This window comes from Aquimarina rubra, from assembly GCF_042684305.1.
Taxonomy (GTDB): Bacteria; Bacteroidota; Bacteroidia; order Flavobacteriales; family Flavobacteriaceae; genus Aquimarina; species Aquimarina rubra.
Map to the genome: position 1 here is coordinate 2,118,058 of NZ_JBHULE010000019.1, position 20,060 is coordinate 2,138,117.

A 20,060-nucleotide genomic window follows, 5' to 3' on the forward strand; every position below is an offset into this window, starting at 1 on the left:
TAAATAAAGAGAGGGTTTAAAATAGTGAAGTTAAAAATTGATAATTGGTTCATTTTAATCCTGCTAACTTCTTTTGCTGCAAGTGCACAAGGAATTAAAGGTACGATAAAGGGGTATTCTGGAGAGGTGATTTCCAATGCAAGTGTTTTATTGAAAAAGGATAGAAATGCCCCTACTATATCCGAGTTTTTTATCGCGGATATAAATGGTACTATGAATCATACCTTTAAAAAAGAGTATGATAAAATTGTATATCTGGAGATTAATGCGTTAAACTATGAAAAAGTTGTAGATAGTATTGTGAATCCAGATGTAAATAAAACATATACTTTTGAAATAATTTTATATCCAAAAACTACACAATTAGAAGAAGTTATTATATCAGAGCGTAAAAAATTTAACATAAAAAAAGATACCGTTGTTTTTAATGTTGAGAAGTACAAAGATGGTACAGAACGTAAGGTAGAAGATGTTCTTAACAAATTACCCGGTGTAGAAGTAGCTCCTAATGGCAAAATAAGCTATAAAGGAAAAGAAGTCTCAGCAGTGAATCTTGATGGGGATGATTTGTTTGGTAGTAAATATACGATTGGCACCAAGAATATATCAATTGATATGGTAGATCAGATTGAGGCAATCGAAAATTATTCTAAAAACCCATTACTCAAAGACATTGAAAATTCAAATGAGGTTGCTTTAAATCTTAAATTGAAGAAGAACCGAGCCGATTATTCAGGAACAGCAGATGTGGGTTATGGCTATAGCGATAAATCCTATGCCGATATGGGTGCAACCTTAATAGGTGTCTCATCTAAACTTAAATCTTTTGGAACACTTTCTTATAGCAACACAGGAAATTATTCTTTGTTTGATACTGCTGCCGGTAATATATTAGCAACTAATGAAACCCATCAGAGTAATATATTTAGTAAACAGATAATTAATGTAAGCCCTATACAGAATGTTTTAGGGGTAAAACGTTCCAAAATAGATGACGCCTATGAAGGGAGTTACAATATCTTATTTAAGTTGTCTAAAAATGCAAAAGTAAAAGCAAATATGAATTATTTGCAAGATGAAGTGTTTAAGGAAGAGAAGTTCCAGAATTCTTTTTTTACAAACACTGATAATTTTAGTTATACCGATATCAATCAGATTACACAAAAACCGGACGCAAAAGGATTAGATTTGGAATTTACCATCAATACCACAAAAAAGTCTTTACTAGAATTAAAGGTTTCTCTTAATAAAAATGATCAGGAAATATTTAATAATTTCATCAGAAATCAAGATAGTCCCTCTATTACAAGCTTAAGATCTGAAGATTTTTTGTTGAATAATTATTTACAGTATACACATAAACTAAATAACACCAATGCTATTCAATATATATCATCCTATGCTACTAACAATATCCCGCAGAATTTTAATACTGTTGGTAATTTCTTTTCTGAAGAGAATGTGGTAAATGAGTATGATCAATTTAGTGAGTTTAGAAAGGAAACTTTTAATAATAAATTGGTTTTATTAGGAAGGAAGGGAATTGTTAAATATGCATTGACAGCAGGATTAGATGTTGAAGAATATCAATATCAATCTTTTTTATTCGAAAATGATGTAAAGCTTCAAGATTTTGAAAACAATTTTGTGTATCAAAAAAGCAATTATTTTTCCCTGCTATCAGTGGCATATGAAAATGACGCTTTTAAAATAGAGCCATCTATATTTTTTAGATATGTAGATCAAAGAATCAAAGATAATTTTAGTAGCGTGGTAAACCAAAGTAAAGAAGCTTTTGTTATAGAACCATCACTTAATATTACTTATTCAGTCAATAGAGTTTCTAAATTCAATTTTTCTGGGAGTTATGAACAAAATACTCCAGAAGAAAATTATTTGTTTTCTAATGGAGTTTTGATTGATAATAGGACAATTATAATGAACCAAAGGTCTCTTGAGCTTCAAAAGAGTCAAAATTATAATGTAGGATATAGGTTAGATGATTTATATCATAACATAGAATTAACAGCAGTGGCGGGATATGTGACAAAAGAAAATTCTTTTCTGTCTAATGTAGAGATCAATCCAAATTTTACAAGCCTTAGTTATTTTCAATCTCCAGTAAATTTAGACAGTTGGTTTATGAATGGATCAGTAGAAAGGTACCTTAGGTTTATGCAAACGACACTAAAGTTATCTTCTCAGTATACCATATCAGAGTTTAAGAATGTAGTTAATCAATCAGAGATAAGAAATGGTGAATTTACCAACCTTACCGGAGAAATATTTGCTAAGACGGCTTTCAGAATTCCTGTAAATTTTGAAAATTTTTTCACATACACTTCAACAAACTTCTCTATAGATGGGCAAAATTCTAATGCTAATAAGGCTATTAAGAATTCATTACGAACAATCATAAGGCCTGCAAAAGGCTGGTTATGCACTTTTACCTTTGATTATTTTAAACCTGATTTAAAAAGAGTAGAAGATTTTTCTTTTTTAGATTTTAGTGTAAAATATAAACCAAAAAACGTAAAGTGGATTTCTGGACGTTTTATTGGAAAGAATTTATTAGATAATCGTGTTTTTGAGCAAATTGAGAACTCAGACTTTTCAACCACAGTTTATGAAAGTAACTTGATTCCACGTTATTTTCTTTTATCGGTAGATTTTAATTTTTGAAGCATATCACCCAATAAGCCTCTTCAGCCATTTCAACTTTGAACTTGTGTAAGGTGAATATTTAAGATTCAACTCTATCCAAAATGTTTTTTGTAAAATACTTTTGTAATGAGAAAAGGCTTCGAATCCTGCTTTTCCATGGTAATTACCAATACCACTGTCACCAACACCCCCAAATGGTAGATTTTGTTCCATAAAATGCATAACTGCATCATTTACAGCTCCACCACCAAATGAAATTTCATTAAGAATTTTATTTTTTATGGTTTTATTTTTTGTAAAAACATAACAGGATAACGGTTTTGATAAGGTTTTGATATCCGAGATAGCATTATCAATATTGTCAAAAGATAATACAGGTAGAATTGGACCGAAAATTTCTTCTTGCATCACTTTATCTGAAAAAGAAACATCTGTCATCACAGTTGGCGATATGATTCTTTTATCCGCATCACTATCACCACCAAAATATACTTTGTCTTTTTCAATCAGATTTAGAAGTCTTTCAAAGTTTTTTTGATTGATGATCTGCGTATAATTTTGATTTTCGATTTGATAATCCGCACTTTTGATATGTTTTTTGATGGCTTCTAAAAACTCACTTTGTATCGAGGATTCTACCATCACATAATCCGGTGCGATACAAGTCTGACCTGTATTGATGAATTTTGCCCAAACCAAGCGTTTAGCGGTCATGTCAATATTAACATCTTTGGTAATAATTGTAGGACTTTTTCCTCCTAGCTCTAAAGTAACGGGAGTAAGGTGTTTTGCGGCTGCCTGATAGATAATTTTTCCTACTTGTATGCTTCCGGTAAAGAATATTTTATCAAATTTATGTTTTAGTAATGCTGTAGTTTCTTCAACACCGCCTTCGATTATTTTTAAAAACTCAGGATTAAAATTTTCACTAATAATTTTGGTCATTGCTGCCGAAGAATTAGAAGGAATCTCACTTGGTTTGATTACGACGGTACATCCGGCTGCAATTGCTGCAATTGCCGGAGCTAAAGATAGCTGGTAAGGATAATTCCAGGCACCCATTACCAATACTGTTCCTAAAGGTTCCGGAATGATATAACTCTTACCGGGAAGATTTGCTAAACCTGTAGATACGCGTTTTCGTTTGGTCCACTTTTTAATTTTCACCAAGGCAATATCAATCTCGTGATAGATTATTGCTAATTCTGTGGTGTAAGTTTCGTATTTAGATTTTTTGAAATCACTATAAATAGCTTCGTAAAGTAGCTCCTCATTTTTTTGTATAACGTTTTTTAAGCGTTTAAGCTCTTTGATTCTAAACGATATATCTTTAGTTGCATTGGTATTAAAAAAAGCTTTTTGTTTATGTATAATTTCCTGATAATTCATAGCAAGAAATATAGATATAAAAAACGAATTATGCCTGTGCGCTTATACGTTTTTTTAATTCAAGTTCTTTCTGCATTTGTTTTACAGTAAGTGTGCTGCCATCGTGACTCCAGCCAGGAGGTCCAAAAATATACATAAACTTATGATACCAATTTTTAGATTTTTTGGTGTCGTTCCAAATGTCTTTATATTCATGGGTGAGAATGACCCAGGGATTATATGAATTAGGAGCGTGTGTTACGCCATATTGTACTTCAATATCATCGTCTAGCTCTTTCCAGGTTCCGAATATCTTATCAAAAATATTTAAGAATCCTCCGTGGTTTTTATCCATATACTCGACATTCTTAGCGTGATGAACCTGATGCATAGTGTGAGTGTTGAAAATCTTTTCTATAATCCCCATTTTAGGTATATATTGAGAGTGCAATTGAAATTGCCATAAAGCTTCAATACCCAAACATACAATTACCATATTGGGATCAAAACCAATTGCAGGCATCCACATGTAGAACAATGGTTTGTATAAAAGTGTAAACCAACCGTTACGAACGGCTGTTCCTAGATTAAAATTATCAGAAGAATGGTGCACAATATGCGCTGCCCACAATGCTCTCACCATATGATTTTGTCTATGAAACCAATAATACGTAAAATCATCGGCAAGTTGGCATAGTAGCCAAACGTACCAAGCAAATCCAAATGACTCCCAACCCATAATATTAGTTCTTACACCATCAATTTCAGGATTGAAAAGGTTATATACAAAATGAAAAAGTATAATAGAAAAAACCGTTTTTATCAAAGGTCCTAAGATTGCAGACCCAATACCCATAGTTAGACTAGCTCCAAAGTCTTTCCAGTTGTACAAATCTTTATGATCGTGAGTCTTACTGTAGGTTAATTCAACTAAAATCAGTGCTAAAAAACACGGTACACCGTATTTTAGGGGCTCTATAAAATCCATTCTTTTTTTGTTGTAATCTAATTAGGGCAGAATATAATAAGAATTTGTAGTAAAACTTTAACATTCTAGTGATTTAAATAAAAAAAGGCGTGTTTTTAACGATTGTTTATTCAAATCGCTGTTAGTAAGGAAAGTTATAAGCTCTTATAAATTTTATTTGGCAAAAATCTGACTCATATCTTTAAAAGATTTAAATTCAAGAGCATTGCCACATGGATCATAAAAAAACATGGTTGCTTGCTCTCCAACTTCTCCTTGAAATCTTATATAAGGTTCGATAACAAATTTCACTTTTTTTTCTGAAAGCATATTGGCTAATTTTTGCCAGGTATCCCATTCTAAAATTATTCCGAAATGAGGTACAGGAACTTCTTTACCATCTACATTATTGTGATGGTTGGTTTCAGTTTCGGATTTTGGTTTGTAATGAATCACTAATTGGTGTCCAAAAAAGTTAAAGTCTACCCAGTGATCGCTACTACGACCTTCTTCTAATACTAATGTGTTATTGTAAAAATCTCTAGCCAGCTCTAAATCATTGACTGGGATTGCTAGATGAAAAGGAGAAAGTACGTCCATAGAAAAAGATTATTTCAAGTTAAATTAAAAATTTGTTAGTTTACTTCATTCTTTTACCCGATTCCAGATGTCTAAATACATCTTCCAGTTTCCGTTGGTTTTTTTCCAAACAACTACATATTTTCCTTTATAACTTACTTCAGTTCCGTCATCATTTTTGTTTTTGCCTTGATAGTATCCATAATCGTGAGCTGTATCGCCAAGAATAACAATTTCTTCAGGTATGATTTGATGTTCTATCGGGGTATAACCTGATGAGCTTGACCAGCGTTTTTTAATGGCTTCATATCCTGAAATAATAGCACTATTGTTAGGAAATATTTTAGCGTCTTTTGTATAAATCTGAGCAATTGCTTCGTAATCTTGCTTTAGATATGCAGTAGAAAAAGATTTTGCAACAGTTTCAATTTGCTGCTTATCAGATAGTTCTTTGGTGTCCTTACGTTTTGTACATTCTATTTTCCAAGTTGGGAAGGAAAATGTTTCATTGGTATTTACCCATTCTCCAAGCCATTTAAAACCATCTTCATTAATATCATAAAAATTAATTTTATAAAAGCCATCCGTGCCATTTGGCGCTTTTTGCTCACGATACAAAATAATTTTATCTTCTTTTTTATTGCCTTCCCAAGAAGAAAGTACAGGAGTAGGTGAGGTATTAGAATAATAATGAACAAACCATCGGCTACTATCTGCGATAAATTGTCTTATACTTCCCGAATGTTTGCCATCTTCCTTCAGTGTTTGATCCTGAACTCCCATTCCATTCATTATGTATTTAAATTCCCAGGTCATCTTATTTGGCTCTGCCCAGGTTTGATCTTGATTTCTAGTCTGAGAACTACAATCACATATTCCGATCAAAGGATGAAAATCTTTTATTTCTTTAGGAGCGTCTGGGTTGGGCCTTCCAAAAGGGTACGCTTCAGAGGGCTCGTATTCACTTTGAGCGTTTGTGATAATAGAAGATAAGATCAGTAAACTTACTAGTAATGTCTTCATTGGTTGGATGAATTGATTCGTAAGGTAATTTACCTTTTTTGAAATATTTATAAATAAAACGAATTAAGAATTAGGATATAATTAACAGCGCATCTTAACGTTTTCGATCACTTCGTTTTCTTTTTCCCGAAGGTGAAGAATTTTTATTTTTAGAATCTGATCCTCGTTGATTTTTAGATTTGAAGCGTCTAGAATTATTTTCTTGACCTCTTGTTTTTTGATCTTTAAGGACAGAAGCTTCTTCCGTTTTGCTAGAGTCTCCCACATCAGAATTAATAATCTGTAACTCTTTTTCTGTTAAGTAGCGCCAAGCACCCACCGGAGTATCCAGGTTAATATTCATGATCCGAATTCGTTTCAGTCTTGTAACTTCATATCCCAGGTATTCACACATTCTACGGATCTGCCTATTCAAACCTTGAGTAAGTACAATCCTAAAATCATATTTGTTGATTTGCTCAACCTCACATTTGCGAGTGACCGTATCCAAAATCGGAATACCATTGCTCATTCTTTTTATAAACTGAGGACTAATTAGTTTATTTACGGTAACTATATATTCTTTTTCGTGATTATTTCTAGCTCTAAGTATTTTATTAACGATATCACCATCACTGGTAAGTAATATCAGACCTTCACTTGGTTTATCCAAACGACCGACAGGGAAAATACGTTTTGGGTAATTGATGAAGTCAATAATATTATCCTTTTCGTTTTGCGCTGTGGTACAAACGATACCTACGGGTTTATGAAAAGCAAGGTATACATGCTTTTCTTTGGGTTTGCTTATTAATTCTCCATCTATCCGCACTTCATCTCCGGGAGCCACTTTTGTTCCCATTTCTGGAACTTTGTTGTTTATAGTAACACGACCTTGGTCAATTAATTTATCTGCTTCACGGCGAGAGCAGTATCCAACTTCACTAAGGAATTTATTGAGTCTTGTAAGATTAGAGTTTTCCACTATGCAAAGGTGATCATAAAATTTATTCTTTCAAAAAATGAATGATCATATCATCCACTTCGTCAAAAAATAAAGAATGTCCAAAATCTTCGGTGGTAACAAATTTTACATCAGACCAGTTTTTATGAATTTTCTCTGCTCCAGAATACGGAGCAATGTCATCATGTTTATCATGAATTAATAATCCGGGATGTGTTAAGCTTTTAGCAAATTCAGCCACTGAAAATTCTTCAAAATGAAAACCGAATTGATCCTTAAAATACTCACTTAAGGCTATCATGAACTTATCAGATAGTTTAAGGGTTTTTTGATAATTTTCCATAATTACAGATAACTCGGTTGGAGGGGCAAGGACTATTAACTTTGCTATTTCAGGGTTTGGAAACTTAAATTGATGGAATATGGTGGTCATCCCTCCAACCGAATGACCTATAATATAATTAGGCCTGTATAATTCTACCATTTTTTGAAGGCATTCAGCGTATAAGGGCACATTGAGTCTTTTTCCGGAAGAATTACCGTGAGCAGGAGCATCAAACGCAATGATATTATAGTTTTGTTGATGTAGTTTTTCTATGAGTGTTTTCCATCGATGACTATTGCTTTCCCAGCCGTGTACCATCAAAATGGTTTCTCCCATATTAGCCCATCGATAGGTTTGTAGGTAGCTTCCGTTTACAGAAATCACTTCATCTTCTGCCTCTTCCAGAAAATATTCCTGATCTGGTAATACTTTTCCTTTAAGCGGTGTGCAGAACAAAATAAAAGCCTTATGTAATGCCTTTTTTTTATTGAAAAAAAACAGAAATAAAAGTTGTTTTCCGATCAAAATCGGTATGTACTTTTTTAAGGTCTCCTTCATGACTCTTCTCTATGCACAGATTCTATCGAAAAGGCCGGGAGACATATTGCTAAATACTCACAAGCTGATTCGAAGGGATTAGAATACTGGATTCTGGTGTTTTTTTCTATTTTAATAGATTGTCCGGATTCTAGAATTACCTTTTCACCTTCAATAATAAATTGTTTTTTTCCTTTAATTATATAGGTGTATTCATCAAATTCAGGTGTTTGAAAAGGTTCGCTCCAACCCGGTGGAGCGATCATATGAGCAATGCTAATTTCAGAATTACCATCGGTTGCTTTTCCGAAATGTTCTTCGATTAATTTTCCATCTGTTGTCGGTACTACAAAAGGTGATTTCTGAATTTGATATTTTTTACGCATAAGACAATTGTCACAGTTTAATTGTCATCCCAATTGATGATTAAATGCTTAATTTTTGCAGAATCCGGTATTTGTGAAGCTTCAATTTTTGTATCAGTATTGAATTTTAGTTCACTTGGTAATTCTTTTTTGTCAATCGTTATGGAGGCTTGTATACTATCCACAAAGATAACTGCAGCACTTAACATATTATTAATCTTGGAGATGTTGTAATTGTCTTTGATATCCTTAAAAACTCCGTCAACAGATAATCCAGAAACAGTTTTAAATCTAGGATCAATAATCTGAACGCTTTCAATCACCGATGTCGGATCATTTTCTACTTTAGGTTCTAAGCTTAGTAGTTTTGCACCACCTTTTTCATAGACCTCAATTGCATTGGACATATTTACGAATTGATTTGTTTTGGAAAGTTTTACAATAGAATCATTTGCATAAATTGAATCTAGTTGATTTACTTTGACAGTATTCGTTAAGTTTCCAATTCTATTATAAGAAATCTCGAAAGGATCTTGTTTTTTATCTTTCTGACAACTTACTATACTTAAACAGATAAGTAAAATAGAGCTAATTTTTTTAAACATAACTAGTTAATTATTCCCAAGATTAAACAAAGATTCTTGTGTGTTTAGCGCAATAATTTATTCAATACTCCTAATGCTCCCCTGATAAAAGTAGCACTGGTGAGTACCTTGATAACAGCTTTTTCTGTTGTGCTGGACCTTCTGCTTCCAGAACGTGAACTTGATGATTTTCGATCCAGTTTTTCTCGCTCCTTTTTGGCAGCAGCTTTAGCTTCTTCTGCTTCCGCTTTTTCTATTTTTTCATTAAGAATCTCATAAGCACTTTCCCTATCAATATCTTCATTATATTTTTTGGAAAGCTTAGATTTCTTTAATAAATCTTTTAATTCACTTTCTGAAAGAATATCCATTCTGCTCATCGGTGCTCTTAGCATAGTTGCAGCAAGCGGAGTTGGTCGACCTTTTTCATCAAGAGCAGATACCAAAGCTTCTCCAATTCCTAACGAGGTTAGTACTTCTTTAGTATCATAATACTCAGAAATCGGATAGTTTTCTGCGGTAAGTTTAATAGCCTTACGATCTTTTGCTGTAAATGCTCTTAGTGCATGCTGAACTTTGAGTCCTAATTGACCTAATACACCATCAGGCACATCAGTAGGATTTTGAGTAACAAAGTATAATCCTACACCTTTAGAACGTATTAGTTTTACAATGCTTTCTATTTGATCCATCAAGGCATTAGAAGCTTGCTTAAATATCAAATGTGCTTCATCTAAGAAAATAATCAGTTCAGGTCTGCCACTATCTCCTTGTTCTGGAAATGTACTATAGACTTCTGCCAGAAGACTAAGCATAAATGTAGAGAATAGTTTTGGTTTATCCTGAATGTCAGTTAATCGGATGATATTAATATATCCTCTACCATCATCATCTACTCTACATAAATCCTGAACATCAAACGATCTTTCTCCAAAAAATAAATCTGCACCTTGCTGTTCTAGCTCCACTATTTTGCGCAGTATTGCTCCCGTAGATGCCGTAGATATTCTGCCATAATCTTTTTCTAGTTCTTCTTTTCCTTCGCGTGTGGCAAACTGTAGTACTTTTTTCAGATCTTTTAAATCTAATAAAGGGAGTTTGTTATCATCACAGTATTTAAATATAATAGCAATAATACCTGCTTGTGTTTCGGTAACATCTAATATTCTGGAAAATAAAACCGGACCAAATTCACTAACAGTGGCTCTCAAACGAACTCCATCTTGTTCTGATAAAGAAAGAACTTCTACAGGAAAATCTTTTGCCTCAAATGGGATGCCTATTTTTTCATGTCTTTCATCAATTTTAGGATGACCAGGACTCGCAGCGGCTAATCCACTAAGATCACCTTTGATATCCATAAGAAGTACAGGTATACCTTGTTCGCTTAGGTTTTCTGCCAGTACTTGCAACGTTTTGGTTTTACCAGTTCCGGTAGCACCGGCGATAAGCCCATGTCTGTTTAATGTTTTTAAAGGGATCTTCACATGTGCATTAGTCACAGTTTCTCCATTATGCATTGCTGCTCCTAAGGTGATAAAGTCACCCTTAGTCGTATATCCTTTTTGTATATGATCAAAGAATTCCTGATTACTACTCATAGTGATGTAAATTTTGATAAAAATAGCAATCTTACCTATTCTATCGAAATGAATATGATTTTGTTTTAGGTAAATTTATAATTTTTAATCAATAAGCAGACCTGTAAAAATTATAGTTTACTTTTATAATTCACAAATCACAATCCATACTAAAATGAAAAAATCATATTTATATATCATCTTAATTACCTTTTCAATAGGTTGCGCGAATAATTCTGAATCAAATACTTCTATTACTTTTCATAAAACTCATGAAGCTAAAAAGGCTAATGCTCCATTTTCTGATGCTGTACAGGTGGGGAATTTATATTTTCTTTCTGGCCAGGTTGGAATGGACCATACCAGTCGTACGTTAGTAACTGGAGGAATAAAAAAAGAGACAGAACAGACCTTGGAGAATATCAAGGCGGTATTAAAGCACCACGATATGGATATGGATAATGTAGTGAAATGTACAGTTATTCTATCGGATATCAACGATTTTGCAGCGTTTAGTGAAGTATATAAAGAGTATTTTCCTCAGAAGCCGGCGCGAACTACATTCGCGGCTAAAGGTTTAGCAGTGGGCGCTAAAATTGAAATAGAGTGTATTGCGGCCAAATCTAAATAAGATGATTATAGATTAAAATTTTAACCAAAGTCAAGAGGCTATATAAAATTTAAAAGTAAGTTACCTTGCTTTAAGATTCGTAATTCGTCGTTCATCATTCGTAATTTATTATCTACCTTTGCAGCCTTATGCAAGAAAGTACAGAAAAATTGGTGAAAGAGGGAAAGATGCTTCCACTTATGGAAGAATTTTATACCATACAGGGAGAAGGGTATCATAAAGGTACTGCGGCGTATTTTGTAAGAATCGGAGGTTGCGATGTTGGATGCCATTGGTGTGACGTTAAGGAAAGTTGGAATGCAGATTTACACCCACCTACGGCTACGGACATCATTATAAAAAATGCGGTAAATTATAGTGATGTTGTAGTAGTGACTGGAGGAGAACCACTAACATGGGATATGACAGAACTTACCAAAGGATTAAAAAGTAAAGGTGCTAAAACTCATATAGAAACTTCGGGAGCGTATCCGCTTACAGGTCAATGGGATTGGATTTGCCTCTCACCAAAAAAAGTAAAACTTCCTAATAAGGAAATATATCGTGAAGCTCACGAGTTAAAATGTATTGTCTACAACAAAAGTGATTTTGATTTTGCAGAACAACAAGCTGCTCAGGTTTCTGAAGACTGCGTTCTCTATTTACAACCGGAATGGAGCGTGCGGGATAAGGTAATTCCCTTAATAGTAGACTATGTAATGAAAAACCCCAAGTGGAAAGTATCTTTACAGACACACAAGTACCTTAATATTCCATAATTAGCATATCTAGATTACGGTTTTCTGCTTTTTTCAATAGATTTTAAAAGATTGATTTATAGATAATTACGGTTTTACCGTAAAAATAAGGGAAATATCCCCTTTTTTAAATATTTAAAAGTAGGATTTAGACTACAATTTTTATTGTAAAATTCGTACATTTAATGTTTTTAATCGGTAATATATGATTTTCATCAAAAATGTATTTTTTTTTAACATATATCCTTGAAAATCATAAGAGTAGTTGTTAATTTTATGTAAATAATTTAAAACAATATACTATGAAAAATTTCTACACTATTTTAGGATTACAATTTAAGTCTGTTATCAGTTTTATTAAAGAGCTTCCTTCGGCTTCTAGTTACGTTATAAGACATTAGAAAATTTTAATACATAAACCCAAATTCTATGTATTTTACAAAATTGTAAAAAGGGATTATCAATTTCGATAATCCCTTTTTTTGTTTGATGTAATAAAAAATGGAGTCAAAGTAATATGGGTAACCTAATGAATATCTTTTCATTAGGATCTTTGGAATAGAAAACTCATAAATATAGGTAAGGGTTGTTCGTAACAGTTTAAAAAACAGGGGGATAAGCCCCTGATAAAACATCTTTTATTGTAAGTTTTTTCTTCAGCATTTAACATCGATTGTATTGATTGTGTCCTTATATCGATTGTTTATGAAATTATATCTAAAATTTAATTTTCTGTGTGTTAAATTTTTTCAGACAAGGAGGTTTGGGTTTTATATTTGCATAACTAATTAAAAATCAAAATATTATGAAGTTTTTTTACGGTATTTTAACAATAGATATTAAGGGATTAAAGAATTTTTTAAAACAATTACCTGCTGCCAGTAGCAATGCTATCCATAGATAGTAGAGTAATTGGGTAAATACTAAATAAGATCATACTTATATTAGTTAATCCAGAAAATAAATTAAGGATTGTATTTTTAAATGGTGAAGTAATGATTTTATACATCTTCGTTGGGACCTGATGAATACGTAGGAATAGATTTTACTAGTATAAATAAAATTTATGTTATTGATCGATTAAATTTTACTTTACGTCTAAAAGTTCTTACATTTTTTGTTAAAAATGTTGATTTAAAGGCTTTTAGGTATTATCTTGCTGTTAAATAAATTGGAAATATTATGGGGCTATTTTACACTAAATTCAGATTAACTTTTAGGATTGTCATGGACTTTCTTAAAGAATTACCGGGAGCGTCAAGTCACGCTATCCATCGATAGTTATTATTTCAGTGAAATAATTATACCTTTCTAGTCAAAAGGTACTTTAAACAAAATAAGAAACGAGGTTATAAATAACCTCGTTTTACTTTTTATGGTGTTTTTATACTACATGTAAAAAGGAACTTCTACTCTGGTTGTTTCCCAACCAAGTACCATATGATACCCTTTGTCTACTTTTTTAAAGGCAATAGAAAATGCTTCTAACTCATCTCCTTTTGCAGCAGGAACTTTAATTCTTGCAACGTCATTCTTTTCATTATAAGAATAAGCGCCCCAAACATCCAAATCAGAACTAAGGATAATAGTCCATTCTTTTTCTCCAGGTATTGTGAATAAAGAATAGGTTCCGGCTTTTACTGTTGCATCTCCTAATTTCATATCCTTAAAAAGTTTGATTTCGGTGGCTTCATCAGCTCCTGTTCTCCAAACTTTACCATAAGCCACTTTATCTCCAAGCATGGTTCTGCCTTTTTTCTGTGGTCTGCTATATATTACCTTGATATCAGGTTTCGCATTTCTATCTGTTTTGGCATACGAAATATCCGTTGGGCTTTTCTGTAGACCTGCAAATTTTTGAGCATTGATAGAGGTTACAGTTCCTAAAAACATAATAACCGCCAGTAAGAGTGATTTTTTCATAATTTGAAATTTAATTTTTAACCATCGTAAAGATATATGTGAAGATATATACGAAATGTTAATCCTGTCATTAAGTTCTGTTAAAAGAATCAAATAACAACCTGATACTTTGGTGTGATTTTTTAGCTTTAAAAATTATTTATAGTAGTCAAATACCTAAATATGGTTTTAAATTGAAAGTAATAATGGTTTTAATGTTTAAATAGTGTAACTGTAATCGCATCTTTGACTTCTCAATTAATAGAAAAAGAAGAATATGTGTGGAATAGTTTGCGCTTTTGAATTAAAAGAAAAAGCAGAGGTTTTAAGGCCTCAGTTGCTGGAAATGTCGAAGAGAATAAGACATAGAGGTCCAGATTGGAGTGGGATTTATGCAGACGAAAAAGCAATTTTAGCTCACGAAAGGTTAGCTATTGTAGATCCAGTATCTGGAAAGCAACCTTTGTTTAGTGAAGATAAAAAACTGGTATTAGCTGCTAATGGCGAAATTTATAATCATAGTGAAATTCGTAAACAGTTTGAAGGCAAATATAATTTTCAAACAGAGTCCGATTGCGAAGTTATTTTGGCCTTATATAAAGAAAAAGGAACTCAGTTTTTAGACGATCTCAATGGAATATTTGCATTTGCATTGTATGATGCAGAACAAGATTCATATTTAATCGCACGGGATCATATGGGTATTATTCCTTTGTATATGGGATGGGATCAGAATGGAACTTTTTATGTAGCTTCAGAATTAAAAGCTTTAGAAGGTGTTTGTACTAAAATAGAATTGTTCCCTCCTGGACACTATTTAGATAGTAAGAAAGGTGAGTTGACTAAATGGTATATAAGGGACTGGTCGGATTTTGATGCAGTAAAAGAGAATCAGACAAGTATTGACGAGTTGCGCCAGGCATTAGAAGATGCCGTGCATAGACAATTAATGTCTGATGTGCCTTATGGAGTATTGTTATCAGGAGGTTTAGATTCATCTGTTACATCAGCAATAGCCAAGAAATATTCAGAGAAAAGAGTAGAGTCTGGTGATACTACAGAAGCGTGGTGGCCACAACTACATTCCTTTTCTGTTGGTTTAGAAGGCTCACCTGATCTGGCCGCGGCTCAAAAAGTAGCAGATCATATCGGAACAATACATCATGAAATAAAATTTACAATCCAGGAAGGATTAGATGCTATCAAAGATGTTATTTATAATCTGGAAACCTATGATATCACGACTATTAGGGCTTCAACTCCTATGTATTTAATGGCTAGAGTGATTAAATCTATGGGAGTTAAGATGGTACTTTCCGGTGAAGGGGCAGATGAGATATTTGGAGGATACCTGTATTTTCATAAAGCACCAAATGCACAAGAGTTTCACGAAGAGACAGTACGTAAACTGGATAAGTTGCATATGTATGATTGTTTGAGAGCTAATAAATCTCTTGCAGCTTGGGGGATTGAAGGTAGAGTGCCTTTTCTGGACAAAGAGTTTATGGATGTAGCAATGCGTATTAATCCACAAGATAAAATGATCAATGGAGAACGTATGGAGAAGTGGGTAATTCGTAAAGCTTTTGAATCTTATTTACCAGAAAGTGTAGCCTGGAGACAAAAAGAGCAATTCTCGGATGGTGTTGGTTATAGCTGGATTGATACTTTAAAAGAAGTAGTAGAGACTGAGGTAACAGATGAACAAATGTCAAATGCACATTTCAGATTCCCGATTCAAACACCACAAAATAAAGAAGAATTTTATTACAGGTCTATATTTGAAGGTCATTTTCCTAGTGATGCTGCAGCATTAAGTGTGCCCCAAGAACCTTCTGTAGCTTGTAGTACAAAAATAGCTTTAGAATGGGATGAGGCTTTTAAAAACATGAACGATCCAAGTGGAAGAGCAGTAGCTAATGTTCATGACGATGCTTATTCACTAGACGAAGTTGTACAATAGAGAATAACAAGGAATTTAAAGATTTCAGCTTGAGTCGCTGAAAGTTGAGTTAATTGAGATGTAAAACCCCGAGAATATTATTCCCGGGGTTTTTGTTTTTTAAGATATTGAAGTTGTAAGATCTAGTTGCTTTGGCATCTACCTTGATTAGACCATCCGCCGTTTTCTAGTTTTTTATACAGATAACCATTATAAGTTACTAGATCTCCTGCAGCATAGTTTCTGTTTCCACTATAGGCTTCTACACCGTCACAAATATCCGAAATCTGAGTATCTCCGCATTCTCCTAATCGATTCCATCTGTAATAATCTCTTTCGTATAAAGACCCTTGATATGTAACTCTGTCTCCAACATTATATCGAATATTTCTGGACCATTCGTCTACTCCGTCACATATGTCGGTTCCGTTACCATCACCGTCACCATCTCCATCGCCAGCAGGGTATATTTGATTAGTTCCTGCAATGTCACCGGCAGATAATTCAGGTCTTCTTCTTGGATGTGTTGTTCCATCTAATTGAACAATAGTAGGCTGCCCATTTTTACTAAAAGTATAAGCTCCATACATCATGGTAGATTTGATATCAAATTCCCCAATGTTTACTGAATTATCATTTTTTCTAAACTGACTTTCAGCACCATTTTGTATATTTTCAAAAAGAATTCTTACGTGATTATCCCTATCCGAACGTGTTTGCTCGTGGATATAACCAAGGGTGTGACCTATTTCATGAATCATTACTACTTCACTGGTTTTTACACCCATATTGATTCGTCCACGATTACCATTAACACCCAGATTAGCACTTGCACAGTTACAGTTGTTTCCGTTATTTCTTATAGTTACATAATAGTTTTCAGTAGTTCTTTCCTTGAACTTAATGTTTGTTTTGCTGGTCCATTCTTGCATAGAATTAAGGGATACCTGTCTTTGGTTGCTGGTAAGACTACTATCAAACACATAAATAATAGTATTGTTTGGCCATTTTTGAACCCCTCTGTAGAAACCTAATCTTTCTTCTAGTTCTTCATTTGGTTCCGGGTTTGCGTCGTATCCAATTCTTTGATCAGTTAATTGTCTGGATTCATAAATGATATCGCCTCCTAAATATGTGCCGTCTCCCAAATCCTGAACTAAGACTATGTCATCATTAAAGAATTTTTTAACGAGTTCTATTTCTTGGGTTCCTCTTACTTCTTCAAAACTTTCGTTTGTACAAGAACTTCCTAAAAGCCCTAAGCAAATAACAACTGCTTTTCCGAAATTCATTAAATTTTTAGTTTTCATTTTAAAATAAATTAGTTGATTGTGTGATTTATTTTTTATTAAGTTTACAGCAATAGTACTGTGCCTTTTTTAACGAGAAGCGTCAATAATATTGTAAGTGAAGTACTTAAATTGGTTGGCTTTTAGTATTCGTAAGAGTTTATCGAGAAAGCGTAGGTGTTAGAAACTTCATGTATAGTTTCATTAGCAATTAGGTTTTGTGATTGTGATATGCTTTTTGATTTTTTGAAAAATAGCGCTCAGTTTTTCAATTGATTACCTTATATTTTAATGTGTTTATTTACAAATTGTTGGATGAACTTTTAGTTGGGAAATAAAATTATTAATTTAATCTTAAATTCGATTTAAGACCATTTTTATCACTTTTAAGCGCGTTTTTTATTTTTCTGGTATTCTTCTTAACTAATTGTTGATAACTCTTTAAATCATATCCTATAAAACACTTTGAACATTTCACTCTTTTTTTATCTTTGTTTGTTGACCAAAAATTGTAATTAATTAAAGCTGATTTATGAGCGAAGAAGCAAATAAAAATAATTATTCTGCCGATAGTATTCAGGCGTTAGAGGGAATGGAACATGTGCGCATGCGTCCATCGATGTATATTGGAGATGTTGGAGTAAGAGGGTTGCATCATTTGGTGTATGAGGTAGTAGATAACTCTATTGATGAAGCACTTGCTGGTCATTGTGATACTATCGATGTAACAATCAATGAAGATAACTCTATAACCACCAAAGATAATGGTCGTGGTATTCCTGTTGGTATTCACAAAAAAGAAGGTGTCTCTGCTTTAGAGGTTGTAATGACCAAGATTGGAGCAGGAGGTAAATTTGATAAAGATTCTTACAAAGTATCCGGTGGTCTTCACGGGGTAGGAGTTTCTTGTGTTAATGCACTTTCTGATCATTTACACGCCCTTGTTCATAAAGATGGAAAGGTTTGGGAGCAGGAATATGAAAGAGGAAAACCATTATATCCGGTTAAGTCTACAGGTGATACTGATTTTAATGGTACAATTGTTACTTTTAGACCGGATCCTACTATTTTTCAGCAAACACTAGAATATAATTACGATACGCTGGCAAGTCGTATGAGAGAATTGTCATTCCTTAATAAAGGAATAACGATCACCTTAACAGATAAACGTCATACAGATGATAAAGGAGATTTTGTGTCTGAAGTATTCCATTCTGATGAAGGGTTAAAAGAATTCGTTAGATTTTTGGATACAAGTCGTAGTCCTATTATAGGTCACGTGATTTCTATGGAGGGAGAAAAGAATGACATTCCGGTAGAAGTGGCTATGATTTATAATGATTCATACGCAGAAAATCTTCATTCTTATGTGAACAATATTAATACTCACGAAGGTGGAACTCATCTTTCAGGATTTAGAAGAGGTCTTACTTCTACTTTAAAGAAGTATGCCGATGCTTCTGGAATGTTGGATAAACTAAAGTTTGAAATAGCAGGAGACGATTTTAGAGAAGGTCTTACGGCTATCATTTCTGTGAAAGTTCAAGAACCACAGTTCGAGGGTCAGACCAAAACAAAATTAGGAAATAGAGAAGTTACTTCTGCTGTTTCTCAGGCGGTTTCGGAGATGTTGGAAAACTATCTTGAAGAAAATCCGAATGATGCTAAAACCATTGTTCAGAAAGTAATTCTTGCTGCACAAGCGCGTCACGCGGCTAAGAAGGCTCGTGAAATGGTGCAACGTAAAACGGTGATGAGCATAGGTGGTCTTCCTGGTAAATTATCAGATTGTTCTGAACAGGATCCTGCTTTATGCGAAGTGTTTCTGGTAGAGGGAGATTCTGCAGGTGGAACGGCTAAACAAGGTCGTGATAGAATGTTTCAGGCAATTCTTCCCTTACGTGGTAAAATACTAAATGTTGAAAAAGCCATGCACCACAAAGTTTTTGAGAACGAAGAGATCAAAAACATTTTTACAGCTTTGGGAGTTACTATCGGTACAGAAGAGGATAGTAAAGCATTAAACCTTTCAAAATTACGTTACCATAAAATAGTAATTATGTGTGATGCCGATGTGGATGGTAGTCATATTGCTACACTTATTCTTACGTTCTTTTTTAGATATATGAAAGAATTAATAGAAGCAGGTCATATTTATATTGCAGCTCCGCCATTATACTTAGTTAAAAAAGGAGCTAAGAAACAATATGCCTGGAATGATGATCAACGTGATATGATCGTTAAGGAATTTGGAGAAAATACCAAGATCCAACGATATAAAGGTCTTGGAGAGATGAACGCAGAACAGTTGTGGGATACTACAATGAATCCTGAATTTAGAACAATGCGTCAGGTAACCATAGATAATTTAACAGAGGCGGATAGAATTTTCTCTATGTTGATGGGTGATGAGGTGCCACCTCGAAGAGAATTTATTGAGAAAAATGCAATATATGCGAATATTGATGCTTAGGTTAAGTGTCGCTAAATAATTTAGATTGAAATCCGTTGTACAATGTATAGCGGATTTTTTTATATATTGTTCCGCCTATAACACCCAAATCTTGTGAAATGAACACACCAAAGTATTGCTATACGATTATTTGGTTATGTGAATTCCATCT

The 20,060-nt window shown here is 33.4% G+C and carries 16 protein-coding genes; 5 read left to right on the plus strand and 11 right to left on the minus strand.

Annotated features, from left to right (window positions below; all coding sequences use genetic code 11):
• Positions 1-24: 24 nt before the first annotated feature.
• Positions 25-2,682: a hypothetical protein gene (locus ACFSR1_RS17930; RefSeq protein ID WP_378294389.1), complete on the plus strand. Its 2,658-nt coding sequence runs from the start codon at positions 25-27 to the stop codon at positions 2,680-2,682.
• 6 nt (positions 2,683-2,688) lie between these two features.
• Here ACFSR1_RS17930 and ACFSR1_RS17935 read toward each other — a convergent pair whose 3' ends face one another.
• From ACFSR1_RS17935 to ACFSR1_RS17975, 9 genes are all read right to left on the minus strand, one after another.
• Positions 2,689-4,053 (minus strand): aldehyde dehydrogenase, encoded by a 1,365-nt coding sequence (locus tag ACFSR1_RS17935; protein ID WP_378294390.1) that lies wholly within the window; start codon positions 4,051-4,053, stop codon positions 2,689-2,691.
• A 28-nt stretch (positions 4,054-4,081) separates the two neighbouring features.
• On the minus strand, positions 4,082-5,020 hold the full coding sequence (locus ACFSR1_RS17940) for a sterol desaturase family protein (RefSeq protein ID WP_378294391.1): 939 nt from the start codon (positions 5,018-5,020) through the stop codon (positions 4,082-4,084).
• Positions 5,021-5,173: 153 nt separating this feature from the next.
• On the minus strand, positions 5,174-5,599 hold the full coding sequence (locus ACFSR1_RS17945; protein ID WP_378294392.1) for a VOC family protein: 426 nt from the start codon (positions 5,597-5,599) through the stop codon (positions 5,174-5,176).
• Between the two features lie 45 nt (positions 5,600-5,644).
• Positions 5,645-6,601, minus strand: coding sequence for a YybH family protein (locus tag ACFSR1_RS17950; protein ID WP_378294393.1), 957 nt, complete (start codon positions 6,599-6,601; stop codon positions 5,645-5,647).
• Positions 6,602-6,695: 94 nt separating this feature from the next.
• A complete protein-coding gene (gene rluF / locus ACFSR1_RS17955) occupies positions 6,696-7,565 on the minus strand; it encodes a 23S rRNA pseudouridine(2604) synthase RluF (protein ID WP_378294394.1) in 870 nt (289 codons plus the stop codon).
• Between the two features lie 22 nt (positions 7,566-7,587).
• Positions 7,588-8,427 (minus strand): alpha/beta hydrolase, encoded by an 840-nt coding sequence (locus tag ACFSR1_RS17960; RefSeq protein ID WP_378294395.1) that lies wholly within the window; start codon positions 8,425-8,427, stop codon positions 7,588-7,590.
• Positions 8,424-8,792 carry a cupin domain-containing protein gene (locus ACFSR1_RS17965; RefSeq protein WP_378294396.1) on the minus strand — a complete coding sequence of 123 codons (369 nt, stop codon included), beginning with the start codon at positions 8,790-8,792 and terminating at the stop codon, positions 8,424-8,426. Before ACFSR1_RS17965 ends, ACFSR1_RS17960 begins: the two co-directional genes overlap by 4 nt.
• A 17-nt stretch (positions 8,793-8,809) precedes the next feature.
• Positions 8,810-9,376, minus strand: a complete 567-nt coding sequence (locus ACFSR1_RS17970; protein ID WP_378294397.1) for a hypothetical protein — start codon at positions 9,374-9,376, stop codon at positions 8,810-8,812.
• A 44-nt stretch (positions 9,377-9,420) separates the two neighbouring features.
• Positions 9,421-10,956, minus strand: a complete 1,536-nt coding sequence (locus ACFSR1_RS17975; protein ID WP_378294398.1) for a helicase HerA-like domain-containing protein — start codon at positions 10,954-10,956, stop codon at positions 9,421-9,423.
• A 154-nt stretch (positions 10,957-11,110) separates the two neighbouring features.
• Here ACFSR1_RS17975 and ACFSR1_RS17980 point away from each other — a divergent pair, with 154 nt between their 5' ends.
• Together ACFSR1_RS17980 and ACFSR1_RS17985 are read left to right on the plus strand one after the other, a co-directional pair.
• Complete coding sequence (locus tag ACFSR1_RS17980; protein WP_378294399.1) at positions 11,111-11,566, plus strand: RidA family protein; 456 nt, start codon at positions 11,111-11,113, stop codon at positions 11,564-11,566.
• 128 nt (positions 11,567-11,694) lie between these two features.
• Positions 11,695-12,324: a 7-carboxy-7-deazaguanine synthase QueE gene (locus ACFSR1_RS17985; RefSeq protein ID WP_378294400.1), complete on the plus strand. Its 630-nt coding sequence runs from the start codon at positions 11,695-11,697 to the stop codon at positions 12,322-12,324.
• A gap of 1,368 nt (positions 12,325-13,692) precedes the next feature.
• Here ACFSR1_RS17985 and ACFSR1_RS17990 read toward each other — a convergent pair.
• Complete coding sequence (locus ACFSR1_RS17990) at positions 13,693-14,226, minus strand: DUF2911 domain-containing protein (RefSeq protein WP_378294401.1); 534 nt, start codon at positions 14,224-14,226, stop codon at positions 13,693-13,695.
• Between the two features lie 256 nt (positions 14,227-14,482).
• On the opposite strand from ACFSR1_RS17990, the gene asnB reads away from it, so the two are divergent.
• On the plus strand, positions 14,483-16,168 hold the full coding sequence (gene asnB / locus ACFSR1_RS17995; protein WP_378294402.1) for an asparagine synthase B: 1,686 nt from the start codon (positions 14,483-14,485) through the stop codon (positions 16,166-16,168).
• 122 nt (positions 16,169-16,290) lie between these two features.
• On the opposite strand, the gene ACFSR1_RS18000 is transcribed toward asnB, so the two are convergent.
• On the minus strand, positions 16,291-17,457 hold the full coding sequence (locus tag ACFSR1_RS18000; protein WP_378294403.1) for a M12 family metallopeptidase: 1,167 nt from the start codon (positions 17,455-17,457) through the stop codon (positions 16,291-16,293).
• A gap of 511 nt (positions 17,458-17,968) precedes the next feature.
• Here ACFSR1_RS18000 and gyrB point away from each other — a divergent pair.
• Positions 17,969-19,909 carry a DNA topoisomerase (ATP-hydrolyzing) subunit B gene (gyrB, locus tag ACFSR1_RS18005; RefSeq protein WP_378294404.1) on the plus strand — a complete coding sequence of 647 codons (1,941 nt, stop codon included), beginning with the start codon at positions 17,969-17,971 and terminating at the stop codon, positions 19,907-19,909.
• Positions 19,910-20,060 lie beyond the last annotated feature (151 nt).